At 38.4% G+C, this 18,360-nt stretch carries 21 protein-coding genes; 13 read left to right on the forward strand and 8 right to left on the reverse strand.

Annotation, left to right across the window (positions count from 1 at the left end; genetic code table 11):
* The first annotated feature begins 477 nt into the window (after positions 1-477).
* The 4 genes from EGI31_RS09280 to eutC are packed head-to-tail and all read left to right on the forward strand — an operon-like array spanning position 478 to position 3,959.
* Entirely contained in the window at positions 478-1,314 is an 837-nt protein-coding gene (locus tag EGI31_RS09280) for an amino acid permease (RefSeq protein WP_255036953.1), read from the forward strand.
* Positions 1,315-1,344: 30 nt separating this feature from the next.
* Positions 1,345-1,809: an APC family permease gene (locus tag EGI31_RS09285; protein WP_255036954.1), complete on the forward strand. Its 465-nt coding sequence runs from the start codon at positions 1,345-1,347 to the stop codon at positions 1,807-1,809.
* Positions 1,810-1,822: 13 nt separating this feature from the next.
* Complete coding sequence (locus EGI31_RS09290; RefSeq protein ID WP_255036955.1) at positions 1,823-3,199, forward strand: ethanolamine ammonia-lyase subunit EutB; 1,377 nt, start codon at positions 1,823-1,825, stop codon at positions 3,197-3,199.
* The gene (gene eutC, locus EGI31_RS09295) at positions 3,189-3,959 is read left to right on the forward strand and encodes an ethanolamine ammonia-lyase subunit EutC (protein WP_255036956.1); all 771 of its coding nucleotides are present in this window, start codon (positions 3,189-3,191) and stop codon (positions 3,957-3,959) included. The genes EGI31_RS09290 and eutC overlap by 11 nt, the downstream gene beginning before the upstream one ends.
* A gap of 30 nt (positions 3,960-3,989) precedes the next feature.
* Here eutC and EGI31_RS09300 read toward each other — a convergent pair whose 3' ends face one another.
* Positions 3,990-4,490, reverse strand: a complete 501-nt coding sequence (locus EGI31_RS09300; RefSeq protein ID WP_255036957.1) for a hypothetical protein — start codon at positions 4,488-4,490, stop codon at positions 3,990-3,992.
* Positions 4,491-4,647: 157 nt separating this feature from the next.
* Positions 4,648-5,136 carry a free L-methionine (R)-S-oxide reductase MsrC gene (gene msrC, locus EGI31_RS09305; protein ID WP_255036958.1) on the reverse strand — a complete coding sequence of 163 codons (489 nt, stop codon included), beginning with the start codon at positions 5,134-5,136 and terminating at the stop codon, positions 4,648-4,650.
* A gap of 94 nt (positions 5,137-5,230) precedes the next feature.
* Here msrC and EGI31_RS09310 point away from each other — a divergent pair, with 94 nt between their 5' ends.
* The 4 genes from EGI31_RS09310 to EGI31_RS09325 all read left to right on the forward strand — a co-directional run bounded on the left by EGI31_RS09310 (position 5,231) and on the right by EGI31_RS09325 (position 7,478).
* Positions 5,231-6,154, forward strand: a complete 924-nt coding sequence (locus tag EGI31_RS09310; protein WP_255036959.1) for a carbohydrate kinase family protein — start codon at positions 5,231-5,233, stop codon at positions 6,152-6,154.
* A gap of 97 nt (positions 6,155-6,251) precedes the next feature.
* On the forward strand, positions 6,252-6,656 hold the full coding sequence (locus tag EGI31_RS09315; RefSeq protein ID WP_255036960.1) for a transcriptional regulator: 405 nt from the start codon (positions 6,252-6,254) through the stop codon (positions 6,654-6,656).
* 48 nt (positions 6,657-6,704) lie between these two features.
* Positions 6,705-7,073: a DoxX family protein gene (locus EGI31_RS09320; RefSeq protein WP_255036961.1), complete on the forward strand. Its 369-nt coding sequence runs from the start codon at positions 6,705-6,707 to the stop codon at positions 7,071-7,073.
* A gap of 42 nt (positions 7,074-7,115) precedes the next feature.
* On the forward strand, positions 7,116-7,478 hold the full coding sequence (locus tag EGI31_RS09325; RefSeq protein ID WP_255036962.1) for a DoxX family protein: 363 nt from the start codon (positions 7,116-7,118) through the stop codon (positions 7,476-7,478).
* 64 nt (positions 7,479-7,542) lie between these two features.
* Here EGI31_RS09325 and EGI31_RS09330 read toward each other — a convergent pair whose 3' ends face one another.
* The 3 genes from EGI31_RS09330 to EGI31_RS09340 are packed head-to-tail and all read right to left on the reverse strand — an operon-like array spanning position 7,543 to position 9,631.
* Positions 7,543-8,154 carry a hypothetical protein gene (locus tag EGI31_RS09330; RefSeq protein ID WP_255036963.1) on the reverse strand — a complete coding sequence of 204 codons (612 nt, stop codon included), beginning with the start codon at positions 8,152-8,154 and terminating at the stop codon, positions 7,543-7,545.
* Positions 8,155-8,196: 42 nt separating this feature from the next.
* The gene (gene mazG, locus EGI31_RS09335; RefSeq protein ID WP_255036964.1) at positions 8,197-9,012 is read right to left on the reverse strand and encodes a nucleoside triphosphate pyrophosphohydrolase; all 816 of its coding nucleotides are present in this window, start codon (positions 9,010-9,012) and stop codon (positions 8,197-8,199) included.
* Position 9,013: 1 nt separating this feature from the next.
* A complete protein-coding gene (locus EGI31_RS09340; protein WP_255036965.1) occupies positions 9,014-9,631 on the reverse strand; it encodes a thioredoxin family protein in 618 nt (205 codons plus the stop codon).
* A gap of 131 nt (positions 9,632-9,762) precedes the next feature.
* Between EGI31_RS09340 and EGI31_RS09345 the strand changes: the two genes are divergently transcribed.
* The 3 genes from EGI31_RS09345 (at position 9,763) to EGI31_RS09355 (ending at position 12,757) form a co-directional block, all read left to right on the forward strand.
* Positions 9,763-11,241: a zinc-binding dehydrogenase gene (locus EGI31_RS09345; protein WP_255036966.1), complete on the forward strand. Its 1,479-nt coding sequence runs from the start codon at positions 9,763-9,765 to the stop codon at positions 11,239-11,241.
* Between the two features lie 281 nt (positions 11,242-11,522).
* The gene (locus tag EGI31_RS09350) at positions 11,523-11,723 is read left to right on the forward strand and encodes a hypothetical protein (RefSeq protein ID WP_255036967.1); all 201 of its coding nucleotides are present in this window, start codon (positions 11,523-11,525) and stop codon (positions 11,721-11,723) included.
* Between the two features lie 2 nt (positions 11,724-11,725).
* Positions 11,726-12,757 (forward strand): hypothetical protein, encoded by a 1,032-nt coding sequence (locus EGI31_RS09355; protein ID WP_255036968.1) that lies wholly within the window; start codon positions 11,726-11,728, stop codon positions 12,755-12,757.
* Positions 12,758-12,916: 159 nt separating this feature from the next.
* Here EGI31_RS09355 and EGI31_RS09360 read toward each other — a convergent pair whose 3' ends face one another.
* Positions 12,917-13,306, reverse strand: a complete 390-nt coding sequence (locus tag EGI31_RS09360) for a VOC family protein (RefSeq protein WP_255036969.1) — start codon at positions 13,304-13,306, stop codon at positions 12,917-12,919.
* Positions 13,307-13,430: 124 nt separating this feature from the next.
* On the opposite strand from EGI31_RS09360, the gene EGI31_RS09365 reads away from it, so the two are divergent.
* Together EGI31_RS09365 and EGI31_RS09370 are read left to right on the forward strand one after the other, a co-directional pair.
* Entirely contained in the window at positions 13,431-14,138 is a 708-nt protein-coding gene (locus tag EGI31_RS09365; protein WP_255036970.1) for a 2-phosphosulfolactate phosphatase, read from the forward strand.
* 69 nt (positions 14,139-14,207) lie between these two features.
* A complete protein-coding gene (locus EGI31_RS09370; protein WP_255036971.1) occupies positions 14,208-14,477 on the forward strand; it encodes a hypothetical protein in 270 nt (89 codons plus the stop codon).
* Here the strand turns inward: EGI31_RS09370 and EGI31_RS09375 are convergent.
* Together EGI31_RS09375 and EGI31_RS09380 are read right to left on the reverse strand one after the other, a co-directional pair.
* Entirely contained in the window at positions 14,474-16,840 is a 2,367-nt protein-coding gene (locus tag EGI31_RS09375; RefSeq protein WP_255036972.1) for a PA14 domain-containing protein, read from the reverse strand. The genes EGI31_RS09370 and EGI31_RS09375 overlap by 4 nt on opposite strands.
* Before the next feature lie 5 nt (positions 16,841-16,845).
* Positions 16,846-18,360 (reverse strand): DUF1501 domain-containing protein, encoded by a 1,515-nt coding sequence (locus EGI31_RS09380; protein ID WP_255036973.1) that lies wholly within the window; start codon positions 18,358-18,360, stop codon positions 16,846-16,848.

Consider the following 18,360-nt stretch of genomic DNA (forward strand, 5'->3'; position numbering starts at 1 on the left):
GGGAAAATTTGGTTTTGTACGCTAAAAATTACACTCAGTTTGGAAAAGGAAGGGACGCTCGATATGTATAAACTATTATGATTATTGTAGCGGGGCTTCGTTAAGCTCAGACTGACAACGTTTGTCTCCCTGAGCCTGTCGAAGGGGCGTTTTGTACATAAAAACTGTATTGAATATTGGGGCGGGGCTTCGACAAGCTCAGCCTGACAGTTTTGTCTCCCTGAGCCTGTCGAAGGGACGCTCGATATGTATAAACTATTATGATTATTGTAGCGGGGCTTCGTTAAGCTCAGACTGACAACGTTTGTCTCCCTGAGCCTGTCGAAGGGAAGTTATCAATGGAAAAAAATAAAAAGTAACTCAACAAATTACTGGACTTATCCAATTAAAGATTAAACTTTTTGAAGGCAAAACATTTGATTCTGTGGAGTTAAAAAATCTATTCTGTATTTTGTTCATAGAAACCCTAAAATCAGAATGGCATCAGGTAGCTTTGAAACTAAACAAAAGAAAATAGGAGCGTTTTCGATTTGGGCCATTGGCGTAGGATTGGTAATTTCCGGTGAGTCATTTGGCTGGAATCTGGGTTGGGCGATCACTGGGCCAATTGGTTTTTTTGTGCCGGTTCTAGTCACCGCCATATTGTATTACGCATTGGTGCTTTGTCTGATAGAGTTGGCTTGTGTGTATCCTAATGCCGATGGCCCACACATTTACATAAAAAATGCATTTGGCAAAAAATGGGCTGAGATTATTTCCATACTGATTTTGTTTGAATTTCTTTTCGTCAATCCTGCTATTGCCACCTCCATAGGAGAATATTTAGGTTTTTTAACGGACCATTTAGAAAAAACGAATTGGATAGCCACTGGATTCATCGCCTTCTTTTGTTTGGTGAGTTTGTTCAATTTTAATTTGGGTGTTCAAGTCATCATTACGCTCACCTTACTGGCTATTTTCGAACTTTTAATATTTTCCGGAGCCATAGTTTCAGAATTTTCCTTTTCCAATTTATCCCAAAACAAGCAATTTGGCGAGCTTACATTTGATAGTTTCGTGCGGGCAATGCCGTTTGCGATTTGGATGTTTTTGGCTATTGAAGGCATTTCTATAGTTTCAAAAAATACGGAGCAGGAAAAACTCAGGAAAACTTTGGGAATCGGTTACAAATCTGCCTTCTGGACTTTGGCCATTTTGGCCACAATGGTTCTTCTTTTGGCTGCTGGGGGTATAAATTTAAATCCCGAAAATTGGGAAATCATCAGCAAAGACAACCATCCGATGCCGGCCACATTGGCCTTAATTCTGGGCTAAAACAATACCATTACTCAAATATTTACCTTTTTGGGTCTATTCGGGCTAATAGCTTCGCTTCAAGGAATTGCCTTCACCACTACTTTTCAGATAGAATATTTTCTCAAAAGAATTTTTCCTGAAAGTAAATTTAATCGGGCAATTGCCGCCACTTTGGTGTTTGTAATAAGTCTCTTGGCCATTTGGGGAAGTACAACCTCTTTGTTGATAGAACTTTCAGTTTTTGGAGCCGTTTGTATGTATTTTGGAGTAAGTTTCAGTTTGATAGTACTTCGCAAAAAGAAAGAAGAAAACCTAAAAACAATTTTAGAAGGAGAAAATGATGAGTTCCTAAACAAACATCATCATGTTGATTTCAAAAGCATTATCCATAAAGTTTTCCCCTATTTAGCCTTGATTTTATCAGTTTTTTGTATGCTTATTTTGGCGTATCTTCATCCCGTAATTGTCGGAACTATTGTTGTTTTGATCATCATTTATCTGATTTTCTCCTAAAAAAATACGCCAAATGGAGTTTCGATATACGGTTAATAACTTTACATATAATTTTAAAGATCTTAAGACGCTCATGGCCAAAGCCAGTCCCTATCGGACAGGTGATGCTTTGGCAGGGATTTCAGCCGAAACCAACGAGGAACGAGTGGCGGCACAATTTGCTCTGGGTGAAGTGCCACTAAGTCTGTTTCTGACCGAGCATCTGATTCCCTACGAATCCGACGAAGTTACGCGTCTAATTGTGGATTCTCATTACCAAAATAGTTTTTCGAGCATCAATCACCTAACTGTCGGGGATTTCAGAAATTGGTTGCTCTTAGACACCACCAATCAGGTCGTTCTGGATCAAGTAAAAATGGGATTGACGCCCGAAATGGTCGCCGCAGTTTCGAAAATCATGCGAAATCAGGACCTTATTGCAGTCGCTCAAAAATGCGAGGTTATATCTAGATTTAGGACAACGGTTGGACAAAAAGGGAGACTTTCAATCAGACTCCAGCCGAATCATCCTACCGATAGCCAAAGTGGAATTTTGGCAAGCACGATAGATGGTTTGATGTATGGTTGTGGAGATGCAGTGATTGGAATAAATCCAGCAACAGATAGCCCGGAAGTAGTAAGTAATCTTTTGAAAATGCTAGACGAAGTCAGGGAAAAACTGGAAATCCCTACACAATCTTGCGTTTTGAGTCATATTACTACCACGTTGAATAACATAAAAGACGCACCCGTTGATTTGGTTTTTCAGTCTATTGGTGGTACCGAAAAAACCAACAGTTCTTTTGGAATAAACCTAAATATTCTGAACGAAGGATATGAAGCTGCAATGGAATTGAAAAGAGGAACTGTCGGTCAGCAAGTTATGTATTTTGAAACGGGTCAAGGCTCATCACTTTCGGCCAATGCACACCATGGCGTGGACCAACAAACCTGCGAGGCAAGGGCGTATGCCGTTGCGAGAAAATTCAATCCTTTTCTTGTAAATTCTGTTGTTGGTTTTATTGGTCCGGAATATCTTTTTGATGGAAAACAAATCATCAGAGCGGCCTTGGAGGATCATTTCTGTGCAAAACTGCTAGGACTACCGATGGGAATGGATGTTTGCTATACTAATCATGCTGAGGCCGATCAAGATGACATGGACAATCTAATGACGTTGTTGGGAGTGGCTGATTGTAATTTTTTCATGGGAGTACCAGGAGCCGACGATATCATGCTCAACTACCAATCCACCTCTTTTCACGATGCCATGTATATGCGAAAAGTTTTGAAAAAACGCCCTGCTCCGGAATTCGAGGCATGGCTTTTAGCTCAGGGAATAATTAATGAAAAAGGTGAACGAAACGCCTTGAATAGCAAACATTTATTGCTAAATATGCATGGAAAATAAACTTATACAAACTGACCCGAGCGAACTACTCAAAACCCAAACCAACGCTAGAATTGGGCTGGGAAATGTAGGAGGAGCCTTACCTACTCAGCAAACTTTATCACTTAAACTCGACCATGCAAGAGCCAAAGATGCCGTCTTTTCACCCTTGAATATAGAGCTTTTGGCCGATGCCCTTTCAGAATTCCAACTACCATTTTTCCTATTAAAAAGTAAAGCTGAAAACAAAATAGAATACTTAAAAAGGCCAGATTTGGGTAGGAGATTAGAAAAACATTCTCTGGAAATTTTAGAAAAAAACAATGAAAAAACAGACATTGTCCTAGTCATTACCGATGGGCTTTCGGCTGATGCAGTAAATACCCAAGTTATAAATGTCTTGAAACAGCTTATTCCTGAATGGTCTAAAAAACATAAAATAGCACTGGCTTTAGTAGAAAATGGCCGGGTAGCCATTGCTGACGAAATTGGAGAACGCTTAGGTGGCAAATTCACAGCCATTTTTATTGGAGAAAGGCCTGGATTATCCTCGCCACATAGTATGGGAATTTACACCACTTTTCAACCAAAAGTCGGACTTACGGATGAAAGCAGAAACTGTATCTCAAATATTCATCCCGATGGATTGAGCATTCCTCAAGCAATTCGAATCCTGAATTATTACAAGGAAGAATCTTACATTAATCAATACAGTGGTTTTAAACTGAAACTCGACCTAAATCTAATTGAAGAACAAAAAAATACCCCAACCATTGGCTGAGGTAATTTTAAGGCATTTAAGAACCTTTCATTATTTTGACAAATCAACCACAGAATTTTCGGTCAATTTGAGTGTGTTCATCACATTCTGTAAATTATTTTTATCCACCATACTGGCAAATTTTCCTGGAACAATTACCACCCTGAAAGTCTTGCCCAATCTCCAAGAATTATTGAGTCTCATTCTGTCGAAATTGGCATCTAGAAATATACTAAAGTCTAACTTTGTGAAGTCAAAATTATATTGATGGATACCATTATCTGAAGTATAGACTTGAGGTAAAGGTTTCCAGATATCCGCCCCAGTTTTGTCCAATCCAACAAATTCATACACCAAAAGAACATCGGAATCAAAAATAACCGGATTGAGATTATAGTAATTTCGGAAGCTATTGCCCGGGGTAAAATCGGCTTTAACTTCAAAGACCTCAGCTAAGAGTTCATTAGTAATAGGTTGAGGATTATCATTTACTGTACAAGACTGAAACAATCCAGTTGAGAGCAGCAGTCCTAAAATTAATAGCTTTTTCATGATCGTAATTTTTAAGTGTTAAAATTCTATTTCTGAGATTTATCACTTAGATGCATGAAAAGCCACCTGGGTTTGCACAAAAATTAGAACGGATTGTAAACTTTTTATAAAAAGCTCATAATCAGTGTTAAGGAAAATGTTAATGGGAAAAACAACCTCAAATTTTAGCTCCTAAAACCTTTAAGAGTTTCTCTAGCCAAACTTTATCTAACTCCGAAAAGTCATTCAAAAGGTCAGAATCGACATCTAAAACACCACAAATTTCACCTTTTGAATTGAACACTGGAACTACAATCTCAGATTTTGAAGCCGAACTACAGGCAATATGACCAGGAAACTCGTCAACATTGGGCACAATTACGGTTTGCTCAGAGGAAAAACTGTGGCCACATACGCCTCTGTCATAACGAATACGTGTGCAGGCAATAGGTCCTTGAAATGGCCCTAGAACCAATTCTCCTGCCTGGTTATCCATATAAAACCCTACCCAGTAAAAATCAAAAGCTTGTTTTAAAGCAGCTGAAATATTGGCCAAATTGGCGATTAAGTCTGTTTCTGAAGAGATTAGAGCCTCTATTTGTGGTATAACTGCCTCATAAATTTCGGCTCTTTCAGTAGTTTCTGGAATGTATAAATTTTCTGCCATTAGATGTTCTGTTTCAAAATGGCTAACAAAAATCCGCTTTTAAAGTTTGTTTTGGTCAGAAATTTCCCAATTTTTGTTTTCAAATACAAAACCTATGAACAAAAGAGAATACGGCTTGGTAGCGGTGGGAGAACTACTGGGTGATTTTATCGGCACCGAAATAAGCACCAACCTCTTCGATACCCAAAAATTCGAAAGATTCCAAGGCGGTAGCCCAGCCAATTTAGCCTCCAATATGGCTCGTTTGGGATTTAAAACCGCCATAATAAGTGCAGTGGGCACCGATAACCTGGGAAAATATCTGGTAGAAAAAGTAACTGAGGCAGGAGTAGATACAAGTTTGGTTATTTATGACAAAACCGAACCTAGCAGCATAGTTTTGGTATCTCGAACTACTGAAACGCCAGATTTTATACCTTACCGCACGGCCGATCGGATGATAAATCCTGAAAATATTCCTGACGAATTACTTCAGAAATGCTCGGTTTTTCATACCACTTGTTGGCCTTTGAGTAAGCAGCCCTCACAAGCTTCGGTTTTAGATGCCGCCAAAAGGGCAAAAAAGGCAGGCTGCATTTTAAGTGCAGATTTGAACTATGCCGAGAGAGTTTGGCCCAATAGGAAAGAAGCCCACGCCGTCATAAAAGAATATCTATCAAACGAAGCCTTAATAAAACTAAGCGAAGACGACGCCGAACGCTTTTATGGAAGAGCTGTTGAAATGGAAGAAGTATTCAAAGATTTCCACAGTTGGGGAGCCACACTGATTTGTTATACTTTAGGAGGTAAAGGAAGCGTAGTTTCTGACGGTAAAGAGTTGGTATTCAATAAACCTGAAGCTATAAATGTAGTGGACGCAACAGGTGCAGGGGATTCCTTTTGGTCGGGTTTTTTAGCCGCATATCTTTCAGGTAAAAGTTCAAAAGAATGTGCCCAAGCAGGTGCCAATATGGCTAAAATTAAGTTGACCACGGTAGGGCCGATTAAGCATGAGGTGAAGTTGGAGGGTCTGTTTTAATCGAAAAATCGTCGTAAATGACACAGAAATTGACGTAATCTGACAACATAGTAGTTTTCAATCCTTCATAATTTTGACAAAATTTAATTTGAAAAAGATGGAAGACTATATTTTCGAAAATGACATAGTTTTGGCTTGCAAAAGAGCCAGCAAATTCCCAGAAGGAGTGGAAGAAGCATTTCAAGTATTACATGCGAATATTCCATTTTCGACAGACCGAAAATTCATGAGTTTGTCGTGGATGAATGAGTCGGGTGACATTGTTTATCTTGCCGGAGCAGAGTTGATTGACGGGGAGTCTTTTCCTGATCTCGAAATTTTTCATTTCAAAAAAGGAAAATATCGAGGTACGGTGATAGAAGATTTCATGAAAGACATACCTCAAATGGGCAAATTATTCCAAGAACTTTGCAGAGATCCTCAACTTGACCCTGAAGGATATTGCGTGGAATGGTATTTTAATGAATCAGACGTGAAGTGTTTCGTAAGATTGAAAGATTGAACTCATTAGAAATATTTTAAGTTTAAAAAAATTATAAACCCTATAAACATGAAAAAAGACAAAATCATCTATTGGATTTCTACGGGATTCATTTTTTTATTTGAAGGAGTCATGCCTGCACTCACTTCTCAAACCGAACTAGCAAAAGAAGGTATTGCACATTTAGGTTATCGACCTTATTTTGGAGTGATGCTGGTTATCTTTAAAGTTTTGGGTGCTTTGGCCCTAATTCTGCCCCAAGTTCCGGCAAAAGTTAAAGAGTGGGCTTATGCCGGATTTGGATTTGTTTTTATTTCGGCATTTGTAGGCCATGTTTCGGTAGATGGACTAAACGGCATGGCGCTTTTCCCCTTGGTAGTTTTTGCGATTATGATTGTTTCTTACATCTACTATCACAAATTGAGAAACAAAAACTAAGCAGATTTTATACTCTCTTGCAATAATTTAACCCCTAGCGATATGAAAAAAGACAAAATTATTTTTTGGGTCACAACCGCGATAGTGGCTGTATTAATTGGACTTACTCCCATTTTAACTTGGAACGACCCTGACGGAAAGGCACTTATGGAACACTTGGGCTATCCGTCTTATTTTGCTCCAATGTTAAATACTTTTAAAATTTTAGGAGCCATTGTGTTACTGGTACCGCAAATTCCAGGAAGAATTAAAGAATGGGCATACGCCGGTTTCGCAATTGATTTCATTGCAGCCACTGTCAGTTTAGTTGTTGTGGATGGGCCAGTGGGTTTATCGTTTTTCCCTTTGATTTTTTTAGTAATATTGGTAGTTTCTTACATTTACAAAGAAAAATTGGCCAAATAAATATTTTCGAATAACACAGTTGACAACTTTTCGAAAGTTGTCAACTGTAAATCGCGATTATGGGTCACATAGGTTTTAACCAGAATCTATAGATTTGAACTCCTAAAAGGATTAAAAAAAATATTGAATTAAGTAGAAGATTGTGTTTAATATTAGAATACAGTTCCCTATTTAATTTGGAAATATTTACAAAATTATGCCCATCAACTTGAATTTGAACAACTTGCACCTTAAATTCTTCTTCTAGCATTTGATTATTACTGAATATCTTACCGTTTCTATTTTGAAAATCATCAACCATTTTTTTGTAATTTATTGATGTTTTTTCGTTTGTAAATACTCTGAATTTAAGGTTTTGTTTTGAAAGCAAGTCTATTAATTCCTTTCTTTTTTCTATGCAGTTCAATGTCTCATTATCTATTTCAAAATAAAAACCATTAATCAATTCAATTATAAAAACCTCACCTGATGACCGAGATGATAATTTTTGAAATGATCGCCCTTGATTATAAAACTCTCCGATATCATACATATCAGACTGATTAATAACAAAAGAATTGGTATAAATTTTTAGTAGGTCATTAATAAATGAAATAAAAAAACCTAAAAGGAAAAATGAAATAATAATCTTTTTAAATGCATCAATTATCTGGATTTTGTGGAATTGAATTTTCATATAAAAAGACCGATTTATTATCGTTTAAATTAATAAATGCATTCAAATCTTCTTCGCTTCCTCCCAAAAAACATCCATCTCAGCCAAAGTCATATCCGAGAGCTTTTTGTTCATTTCCAAGGCTTTAGATTCTAAATATTGGAATCGCTTAATGAATTTCTTATTGGTACGCTCCAAGGCTGTTTCAGGATTAATATCTATAAATCGGGCGTAGTTTACCAACGAAAACAGCACATCTCCGAACTCAGCTTCCGCTTTTTCTTGATCGATTGTTTCGTGGGTTTCTGCGTTGAAATGTTCTTTGAATTCCTGCATTTCCTCTTCTACTTTGGCCCAAACTTGTGCCTTTTCTTCCCAATCAAACCCTACTCCACGGGCTTTTTCTTGAATTCTCATAGCTTTTACCAAGGCTGGTAATGATTTTGGAACGCCTCCCAAAACAGACTTGTTTCCTTCTTTGAGCTTAAGTTGCTCCCAGTTTTTCTTTACCTCTTCCTCATCGGCCACCACTACGTCGCCATAAATGTGCGGATGTCTGTTGATAAGTTTTTCACAAATACCATTCAACACATCTGTAATGTCAAAATCCTCTATTTCAGAACCAATTTTGGCATAAAATACCAAATGCAGCATAATGTCACCCAGCTCTTTCTTGATTTCTTGAAGATCATTTTCAAGAATGGCATCAGAGAGTTCATAGGTTTCTTCAATCGTCAAATGGCGAAGACTTTCAAGCGTCTGTTTTCGGTCCCAAGGGCATTTTTCACGAAGATCGTCCATGATGTCGAGCAGGCGATTGAAAGCTAACAGTTCGTTTGCTCTGTTTTTGGGAATGATTGGTGGTAGGTTTACTGACATATTATTTCCACCTGATGGCACAGCCAATAGGTTTTGTTTGTTCGGTGATGATGGGTTTATTTTCTAAAAGACTCTGAACGGCGTCATCCAGATAATTTTTTGTAATACCACTAGGGTCCTGCGGATTATCGTCTATGGCTCCAGAATACCTCAAAATGTATTTAAATCCTTCTTTTTTTACCACAAAAACATGTGGCAAACGCAAGGCTCCAAATGTTTTGGCCACGCTTTGTTTTTCATCTCTTAGAATCGGAAATACGAAGCCCTTTTCTTTGGCTCGGGCCTGAATGTTCTCGAGTTTGTCTTCCTCATAAGCCTCCGCATCGTTTGGGTTTATGGCTATCACAGGGTACGATTTCAAGGTATATTTCTTGTCAATGGCTATAAGTCTGTCCTCATAACTCTTTGAAAACGGGCAGTAATTGCTCGTAAAAACAATAATAAAACCTTTGGCCGAAGGAAAAGATGCAAAGGAATATAGTTTTCCGTTGATACTTCTGAGTGAAAAATCCTTCACTTCATCTCCAACTTTGTAGGCGGCAACGGCTGTTGTTTTCGAGGTTTTTTCTGTAAAACTCAAAAATATGATGGCCAATAAGATAAGAAAACGAAAATGCATGATGGGTCTTTTGGATTCGAAACGAATAAAGTGAACAAATGATACCTCAATTGTTTGTCCAAAATTAATATAAAACCAAAGATTTCTTAGATTTGAGAATTGAATATTTCGGAAAGCCTTAAATAAAGAATATGAAAGCCTTGCTTTGCACCCATTTCGGACCAGCCGAAAATCTCGTTTTTCAGGAAATTCCAAATCCTGAGCCAAAAGAAAACGAGGTTTTGATAAAAGTGGCCGCTTGCAGTGCCAATTTCCCAGATACCCTCATCATCGAAAACAAATATCAGTTTAAACCAACATTGCCTTTTTCTCCAGGTGGAGAAGTTGCTGGCATAATTTTGAAAATTGGCGAAAATGTAAAAAACCTAGCCGTTGGCCAGCGGGTTTTCGCATTGTGTGGCTGGGGGGGCTTTGCAGAAGAAGTTTGTGTTACCTCCGACCGGATTTTCCCTTTACCTCCTTATATGGATTATGTCTCTGGAGCCAGTTTGATGTACAATTTTGGCACCTCTTACCATGCCTTAAAGAACAGAGCACATTTGCAAAATGGTGAAACCTTACTGGTGCTGGGTGCCGCCGGAGGAGTAGGTTTAGCTGCTGTGGAACTTGGTAAATTAATGGGGGCAAATGTGATAGCTGCGGCTTCAACTGACAATAAACTGGCCATTTGTAAAGAGAAGGGAGCAGATTTTGTAATTAATTATGAAACCGAAGACCTCAGAGAAAAAATAAAAGAATATACCCAAGGCAAAGGTATTGATGTAGTTTATGACCCCGTGGGAGACAAATATGCCGAGCCTGCTTTGCGAAGCATAGCCTGGAAAGGCCGATATTTGGTGGTGGGTTTTGCGGGTGGAGAAATTCCTAAGTTACCTTTTAATTTAGCTCTCCTGAAAGGTTGTTCGGTGGTCGGCGTATTTTGGGGACAGTTTTCAAAACTGCAGCCCAAAGAAAACATGGAAAATATTCTTGAGCTAGCCCAATGGTTTAAAGAAGGCCAACTGAAACCACACATTTTCAAAAAATACAGTTTGGCAGACTCAGCCCAAGCCTTAGTCCACTTGCGTGAAAGAAAAGTGGTAGGAAAAGCCGTTGTTATTTGTGATGAAGAGCTTGTAAATGAGCCTATTGTAATCGTTTCTGAATCCGAAAAAACAAAGAAAATTTTCCAAAACTTTGATGAAATCAAAAATGCTGTTGGTCAAATAATTGGAGAAAGCCCTTGGTTGAAAATTACGCAAGAAATTATTGACGATTTTGCAAAATCGACCTTTGATGAACAATGGATTCATGTAAATCCTGAAAAAGCTGCTCAAAGTCCATTTGGCAGTACTATTGCCCATGGTTTGTTGACTTTGTCACTTAGCCCTAAGTTTTTGGGAGATATTTACGAAGTAAAAAACTCGAAAATGGGCATCAATTACGGCTCAGACAAAGTACGATTTCTACAACCCATAAAAGTAAACACCAACATAAAAATGGTGGCCAAGCTTCTTGAAGCTTTTGACGCTCCAAATGGTGGATTAAAAATGAAAATAGAGGCTACTTACTTCGTGGAAAATAACCCTCGGCCTGTGTGTGTGGCGGAGCTTTTGAGCGTGATTTATTAAAATGATTTTGTTACTTTTAAGCCGCCAACGGCGATTCGACAACAGAGTTCTAGAAAGCACCGAAAGCCAGGACATTATTGGGAGCTCGGGGTGTGAAGCTGATTTTATAATAACTTTATTTGATATTGATTTGCTATGCACATATGACGCCGTAGTAACAGGTACCCAACAAATATTTCGAGTTTAAATCTGTTCAGAATTTACCGCCGAGCAATTTTGCCGATCAGTTCACCAAGGATTTAAACAATCCCGCCGTCACCAATCTCAACCAATTAAAATGGATGTTTGATAAAACTAAATATTTAAAAAAAGCCGGTAATACCGAAGCTACTTTTGTTGCAGATATGAAAAGGGCGATTGATGGATTGACTTTCAGCAACACTCAAGCAGCAAAATTCATAAATGACATTCCAAATCCTTCTGGAAGTGACTTAAAGGATTTTATTAAAGCAAATTTTTCATCAATTTTCGAATTGAAATAAAAATGAAACGACTTTATACACAATACGATATTGATTTGCTACAAAAAGTAGATGATGAAATAATAATGTCATCACATGGGAAATTAATAAATACTAGAGATGAGATTTTAGATCTCACTTTGTCTGAAGAATTTTATTTTTCCAATAGTTTCATTGTTAGTAAAAATCGTGAAACTCTTGTAATCTACAGCAAGAATTTTTGCGAATTAAAGCAAATTGAAAAGAGCAATTTAATAAATATAAGCTTTTTTGACAACATAAATAATTTTATTCTTCGGTATGCCCTTACAGACAATCAGTACGAGATTTACATTGATAATATACTTATTAAATCTGAGGAATTTATTATAGGTAGACTTTTAAATAAAAATTATAGATTGCATTTTAGTGAACGTTTTAGACCTATTCAAGATTTTCGATGTTCTGACCTATTAGATGAAAAAACTTATTGGGAATATACCTGCCCTACAGGCTTGCATGCTTCCAATACTTGGGTGGTAAGAGGCGAGTACCTACTATTCTGTGAAAATACCGACGGCTCATACCAAGGCAACATCAAGAAAATACATTTGCCCACTGGAGAGCTAAAGTGGGAGGCCGCTGTACCGATGACAAGGCTGCACTACAATGAGCCTCAGGGGCTTTTTATATCTTTTTGGGCTAATGTTGACTACGGGCAGTATTTTCAAATCATCGACATAGACAATGAAACGTTAGAGTTTGGCAATCCTATAACAGATGTTATACTACAGAATTTACCCTCTACCGAAGGCACGCTATATCTGTATGAGCGTAAATTGTATTTTACTGATTTTAGCAATGCCTATGGCGACCAAATACCCAAAATAATGTTTGGATGCTTTGATATTGATACCAAAGAGGTAGAATTCTTACAAGAAGTACCCGAAGCTAAAGGAGACGGATTTGCTCAAATAATCTATAGCGACAATAAACTTTACCTGAGGTCCTTTGGAAATAAACTCTATGTATATGAACACGAAATCACAGCATCATTAGTAACAAAGACACCTTAGACATAGACAAAACCTACCACCTCGAAAGCCACGGTACCATCAACGACAGTGCGGCACCACATGTGACAGACGAGTTTATAGTAATACCCGACGGGCTGGGCAATTTGGAGGTGATAAAGAGATGAGGGGAGTACGTCAAGAGGAATTTTTGAGTTTAATTTACTCAGGATTCGAATGCACCCCAATTCTATTTCCTTCGGTATCGATAAAAACACCCATGTATCCGTTGTCTTCAGATATCAAGGTCTTCGGAATAGTCACCTTGCCTCCGGCTTTCTCGACTTTTGAAAGCACCGAATCTACATCAGGATTGGCATTCAGATAAATCAAAGGGCCATGGCTTTCTGATGAAAAATAAAAACCCGGACTTGTTTTAACCAGTGCTCCACCAACACCAGTTGCTGGGTCAGAAATAGGGAATAATCTCATCTGAAAACCAGGAAATTCCATCGGAATCATCTGAATTTCGAAAATCGTCTCATAAAACTTTTGAGCTCTATCCAAATCTTCTGCCGGTATTTCGAACCAACTTATGGCGTTATCTTTCATTTTTTTGATATTGTTATTAAGTAAAGTTATCAATTTTTCGAAATTACATTTTCCAAAAACTAAAAATATTTTGTTCAGAAAAACTCACATATTTATACTTTTGCCTAATTTTTAATATTCAAGAATGAAAAACATAGACGTTTGTCTGTCTCCTGACCTCCTGCATTTGCATAAAATCAACAATTCTATTGTAGTGGTAACCGATATTTTTAGAGCTACTTCGTGCATGGTAACGGGTTTCGCTTACGGTGTAAAAAGCATAATACCAGTAGCAAGTGTGGAAGAATGTAAAACCCTCCAAAACATGGGCTACGTGGCGGCGGCGGAAAGAGACGCTCAAAAAGTTGAAGGATTTGACCTTGATAATTCGCCTTTTAGCTATATGGACGAAAGACTAATAGGTGGAAAAATTGCGATGACCACCACAAACGGTACTTTATCTATCTCAAAAGCTAAAACCGACGCTGTTAAGGTAATTGTAGGTGCTTTTTTGAACTTGGCCGCAGTAGTAAATCACCTAAAAAACCAACCTTATGATGTTTTGGTGCTTTGTGCTGGCTGGAAAGGCCGCCCGAATCTGGAAGACACCCTTTTTGCTGGTGCCGTGGTAGATGCTCTCAAAGACGAATATTTTGTGGCAGAAGATTCGGCGATATTAGCCATGAGAACTTATCAACAAGCAAAAAATGATATGTTGGGATATCTTGCTAACTCATCGCATATCCGTAGATTGCAGGGCTTAGGTATCAACAAAGACATCAGCTATTGCTTACAAAACGACCTTTACGATGTTCTGCCTGTTTTGAGAGGAAACGAATTGGTGATTCATTGAGGCTGTAAAGAACACGGATTAATACAAATTAGACACAGATTTCATTTTATAAAATTATCTTATCAAACTATGGCATCTTCATTTAACATTGACTATCCAGGCTCGGCATCTGATTTTGTGGTAAATGCCAACAAAGCCATCAAAACCAAAGGTGGAATATTTACTGGAGACCAAAATTCAGGAACTTTCGCTCTAAAAACATTGATAGGCTCTGTTAAAGGGAGTTACAAAGTAATTGGCGGTATCGGCGATGAAACCAAAGTTGCCATAACCATCAATCAAAAACCCATGCTGGTGCCTATGTCGAAAATTCAAGAGGTGATAGAAGGCTATTTTTAAGGCACTTCAAAAAACTCCGAAATCACATTCTTGTTGATTTTCAGCATGATTTCGTACCGCCCTTTCTTAAGTTTTTGGGTAGGAATGAGTTTGGTCTGCGTACCTAAGTTTTCCTGAAAACCTTCAACTAAAGTTACTATTACGTTACCTTTTTCCGATTTAAGTTGGAGCAACACATCTCCGGGCTCGTTTAATCTGAAAATTACTTTTTTGGTATTGTTTGTTTCTTCATCACCAATTGAAAGGCCCTTCATTGCGTTTTGTTCTTGTATTTGCCTTTGACCAAGAGCTTCGTTGGCTGCAAATTGCTGTTGAATACAGCTGGCTATTTCAGCCGAAAAAACAGCAGAATTTTTTACCTCAAATCCTGGTAAAAGCACAATGCTGTTCCCCGCAGTGAATGAAATATTCTGTGTATTTGGCACCAAACTAGCAGATTCTATCCGTTTTTTTGCAGCAAAAAGCGAGTCTGATAGGCTAATTTTGCCCAATGCCAGGGTGTCTGAACCACAATTGATATCCACACCTCTACAGTTGCAATTTGCATCAAATTTATCGTAAGAAGTAAGCGGATCGCCATCGTCACATGGAGTGTCCTTAGGGTTACAAAGCGTAGCTTCGAAGGTAATTTTACTAAAACCCGAGCAGGTTGCATCTCCATGGTTATTAAGTGCCGAAATCAAAATATACTTGGCTTTCGAGTCATTGAAGTTTGGGCCTACAAAACCAGAATAATCAACCAATCCAGGAGCCTGAGGCCAGTTGTAAACACCTCCAAGAGGTTGCCAAGTTATTCCGTCTGAAGAATAATCTACCACCACTTGTCTGAATCCTTTATTGGTTTGATTGGCCACGTTATAATTCCAAACCCGGGCCTCTTTGAATTTATAAATATCATTAAAGTCATACCTTATCCAATGCTGACTCGTACTTCTAGCAGGATTGGGATTTGGAGCTGTGGCACACGAAGTCCAAGAAGCCTCCTCTATTGGATTGAGATTATCTGTTGGACTACAATCATCATACAGTTTATATCTTGCCCCGAGGTCGTCACAATCCGGCCCTGAGCATGGAGTACCTGCACAATTGCAGTTTCCATCAATCCTGTCGTTATTTGTAAATGGATTCCCATCGTCGCAGAGGGTATTTTGAGCAATGCACGACACCTCGCATTTGTAGTCATAAACATAAAAATCGGGTATTTTTTTCCATGTTTTCTGAGGATGAAAAGGGGTTTTCCAAAAAAGATGAAAATGGTCTCTCCAAGAACTTTCTTTGTGCCTAAACTCAAAATAATAATATTTACCTTTCTCCATCAAAATAGGCCCTGACTTCTGCATGATAGAATTGTTGTATTCATATTCTCCAACACCCGAAAAAACAAACAACTGATGGTTCTGCTTATACTCAATAGAGTCGTTTTTACTCAAAAAGAAGAAGGTCTGATTATCCCCTGTCAAGTTAAATTCATACATGCCCGTGACAGGAACTGTCAAATAACCCTGAATAAGTGTACCATAGTTATCTTTAAATGACTGCTTTAATGGTCCAAAAACTCCATTTAAATCCTCCCTTCTATCAGGTACCAAAGGGAATTTCGGAGCATTCAGAAGATCATTTTCTACATATGAGCCCGTGATGTTATCGTAATAATAAGCCTGAAGAGTTCCTTTTGTTCCAATACATGCGTTAACGGTGGGTACAGTACCTACGCAATTGCAAAAACCATCTTGTTGGTCGTTGGTAGTTAGGTTATTACCATCGTTACATGTCGTTCCTCTTGGTGGACAAGTAGTTCCGCAGGTGTATTCATAGATATAATTAAAATCTACAATTCTCCAGGCTGTTTCTGTGTTTTTTTTCCAATACAAATTCGCGAAATCTCCTCCACCACCTTCTAAATTCAATATCTCGAAATAATAATACTGACCACCTACCAATGTGATTTCAGAGGAGGTTTGTTGGGGATACTTGTTGTGTTCGGTAATACCCGTATAATTCGGAACCTCCGCCCGTTTTATTTTATTCGTAGGATTCTGACTTGGACTTAAATAAAAGTAAATTCTATCATCGCCAGTTAGATTAAAGCTATAGGTAGCGGTAGTGGGCACCATTATATACCCTCTTACTAATCCAGCATAAAGGTCATTGAAATTATAAGGCGTTGCCAAAGTTGGAATCATCTGGAAACCGTCAGGAGTTTCAGGATAAAATTCTAACGCAAACAAAGCGTTGGTGTCCGGAGTAGAAGTAAAACCCGACCAATAACTCCATTTTACCTGTCCTGCCGGACCAACGCAACTTTGCCCTTTGGAATAGAAATATCCAAAAAACATCAGAACCAAAAGTATATTTATTTTCATGGCTATTAATAAGTTAGACAGTCCAGTGGGTGATTTACAGATGAAATAGGACTTTGATTGAAATTCATGAAACCAATAGGATAATTGTTGGCTGAATAAGAATAGAAATTACCCAAATTGGGTAAAACATAGCACAAATCAGACGGACTCACGCCATACCAAAGAGCTAGCTCGGCATACATTTCGTCTGTCGAAACGGTTGGTATGAAGTTCCCGCGGTAAGAAATGTTTCTGTCATTGGTATTGCTCAAATTCAGTTTTGGATAAGCTCCAAATATCCTTCCACCGTTTACTGCTCCGCCCATTATCATGTTGTTACCTCCCCAAGCGTGGTCTGAGCCATTTCCATTTGAAGTAAGTGTTCGGGCAAAATCTGAAATAGTGAATGTCGTTACATTTTCAGAAATTCCCAGCTCAACGGTACTATCATAAAATGCCTTCATGGCCTGACTAACCACTGGAAGTCGAGAGTTTAACCCTCCCAATAAGCCATCGTGCATATCCCAACCACCGTAAGTGACAAAAAATATCTGCCTTTTGGTACCAAGTTGCTGTCTTACACTCATTACTTTGGTGATGGCAGCTAGGTCTTGAGCTAAGGATGTATTTGGAAATGTGGTGGTGATAGTTGGCACTCTTTTCAGTGCTTCTTTGAATATTTCGAACGAACCCATACTTTCTTTAGCAGTGGCCGAATATGTTTTTTGCAAAAGATTGGAATATGTTTGACCCACCAAACTGTCAATGGCGTTGATTCGCATGTCTTGCAAAATACCTTGGTTTCCCCACCAAGTTGGAAAAGATTGCAGTCCAACATTGTTGGGATCCACATTTCGGCTTATTGAATATTCCGCTACCATTTTTCCTCTTTGAAAAACGTTTTTCCCGGCCAAAGAAATGTTCATCGAAATACCATTGTTCGAATTGCTTGCATTCAAAATATCGGCCATTCTTCCACCAACTCCTAAGGCATCTCGGCTCTGTGGAACAGATGTTTGCCACTGCATAATTTGGTCAGAATGAGAATAGATGCCCAAAGGTATTTTTTTCAAAGAGTTATGATACTGTGAGGGTGTAGCTATTGGCTCAACCAATGTGCCTATATTCGATACAAATGATAATTTGCCTGAGTTGAACAAATCCCTCACTCCAGTCATCTGAGGGTGAACTCCGTAAGCCGAGTAAGCACAATTTAGCCCTCTAAAACTTGAGCATTGTGGATTGTTCAAGGCCAAAAAACTAGCAGGAGTTTGTGCAACTGCCAAATCGGTTCTTAAAGCTAAGTATTCCGAGAAACCATTGTCCCCACCAGAAGTTGTTCCTGTAGGCATAAGCATATTAAAGGAGTCTATTCCTCCTGCAAAAAGTATACATACAATGGCTTTATAGTCTTCTCCAGGTGCATTGCTTTTGGTCGATGTCAGACCGTTAAGTGCTCCCAAGCTTGTCAAAGAGCTAAGCAAAGTGGTGCTGCCCATCGCTCCGCAGCCTATATTTTTTATAAAATTCCGTCTGTTCAT

The sequence above is a fragment of the Lacihabitans soyangensis genome (genome assembly GCF_024343775.1).
Classification (GTDB): domain Bacteria; phylum Bacteroidota; class Bacteroidia; order Cytophagales; family Spirosomataceae; genus Leadbetterella; species Leadbetterella soyangensis.

Coding starts and splice junctions, on each gene's coding strand:
- EGI31_RS09345 (WP_255036966.1), top strand. CDS start 9,763: ATGAAAGCCTTGCTTTGCACCCATTTCGGACCAGCCGAAAATCTCGTT.
- EGI31_RS09355 (WP_255036968.1), top strand. CDS start 11,726: ATGAAACGACTTTATACACAATACGATATTGATTTGCTACAAAAAGTA.
- EGI31_RS09310 (WP_255036959.1), top strand. CDS start 5,231: ATGAACAAAAGAGAATACGGCTTGGTAGCGGTGGGAGAACTACTGGGT.
- EGI31_RS09320 (WP_255036961.1), top strand. CDS start 6,705: ATGAAAAAAGACAAAATCATCTATTGGATTTCTACGGGATTCATTTTT.
- EGI31_RS09325 (WP_255036962.1), top strand. CDS start 7,116: ATGAAAAAAGACAAAATTATTTTTTGGGTCACAACCGCGATAGTGGCT.
- EGI31_RS09300 (WP_255036957.1), bottom strand. CDS start 4,490: ATGAAAAAGCTATTAATTTTAGGACTGCTGCTCTCAACTGGATTGTTT.
- EGI31_RS09360 (WP_255036969.1), bottom strand. CDS start 13,306: ATGAAAGATAACGCCATAAGTTGGTTCGAAATACCGGCAGAAGATTTG.
- EGI31_RS09350 (WP_255036967.1), top strand. CDS start 11,523: ATGTTTGATAAAACTAAATATTTAAAAAAAGCCGGTAATACCGAAGCT.
- eutC (WP_255036956.1), top strand. CDS start 3,189: ATGGAAAATAAACTTATACAAACTGACCCGAGCGAACTACTCAAAACC.
- EGI31_RS09370 (WP_255036971.1), top strand. CDS start 14,208: ATGGCATCTTCATTTAACATTGACTATCCAGGCTCGGCATCTGATTTT.
- EGI31_RS09290 (WP_255036955.1), top strand. CDS start 1,823: ATGGAGTTTCGATATACGGTTAATAACTTTACATATAATTTTAAAGAT.
- EGI31_RS09330 (WP_255036963.1), bottom strand. CDS start 8,154: ATGAAAATTCAATTCCACAAAATCCAGATAATTGATGCATTTAAAAAG.
- EGI31_RS09340 (WP_255036965.1), bottom strand. CDS start 9,631: ATGCATTTTCGTTTTCTTATCTTATTGGCCATCATATTTTTGAGTTTT.
- EGI31_RS09315 (WP_255036960.1), top strand. CDS start 6,252: ATGGAAGACTATATTTTCGAAAATGACATAGTTTTGGCTTGCAAAAGA.
- EGI31_RS09380 (WP_255036973.1), bottom strand. CDS start 18,360: ATGAACAGACGGAATTTTATAAAAAATATAGGCTGCGGAGCGATGGGC.
- EGI31_RS09375 (WP_255036972.1), bottom strand. CDS start 16,840: ATGAAAATAAATATACTTTTGGTTCTGATGTTTTTTGGATATTTCTAT.
- EGI31_RS09280 (WP_255036953.1), top strand. CDS start 478: ATGGCATCAGGTAGCTTTGAAACTAAACAAAAGAAAATAGGAGCGTTT.
- msrC (WP_255036958.1), bottom strand. CDS start 5,136: ATGGCAGAAAATTTATACATTCCAGAAACTACTGAAAGAGCCGAAATT.
- EGI31_RS09365 (WP_255036970.1), top strand. CDS start 13,431: ATGAAAAACATAGACGTTTGTCTGTCTCCTGACCTCCTGCATTTGCAT.
- mazG (WP_255036964.1), bottom strand. CDS start 9,012: ATGTCAGTAAACCTACCACCAATCATTCCCAAAAACAGAGCAAACGAA.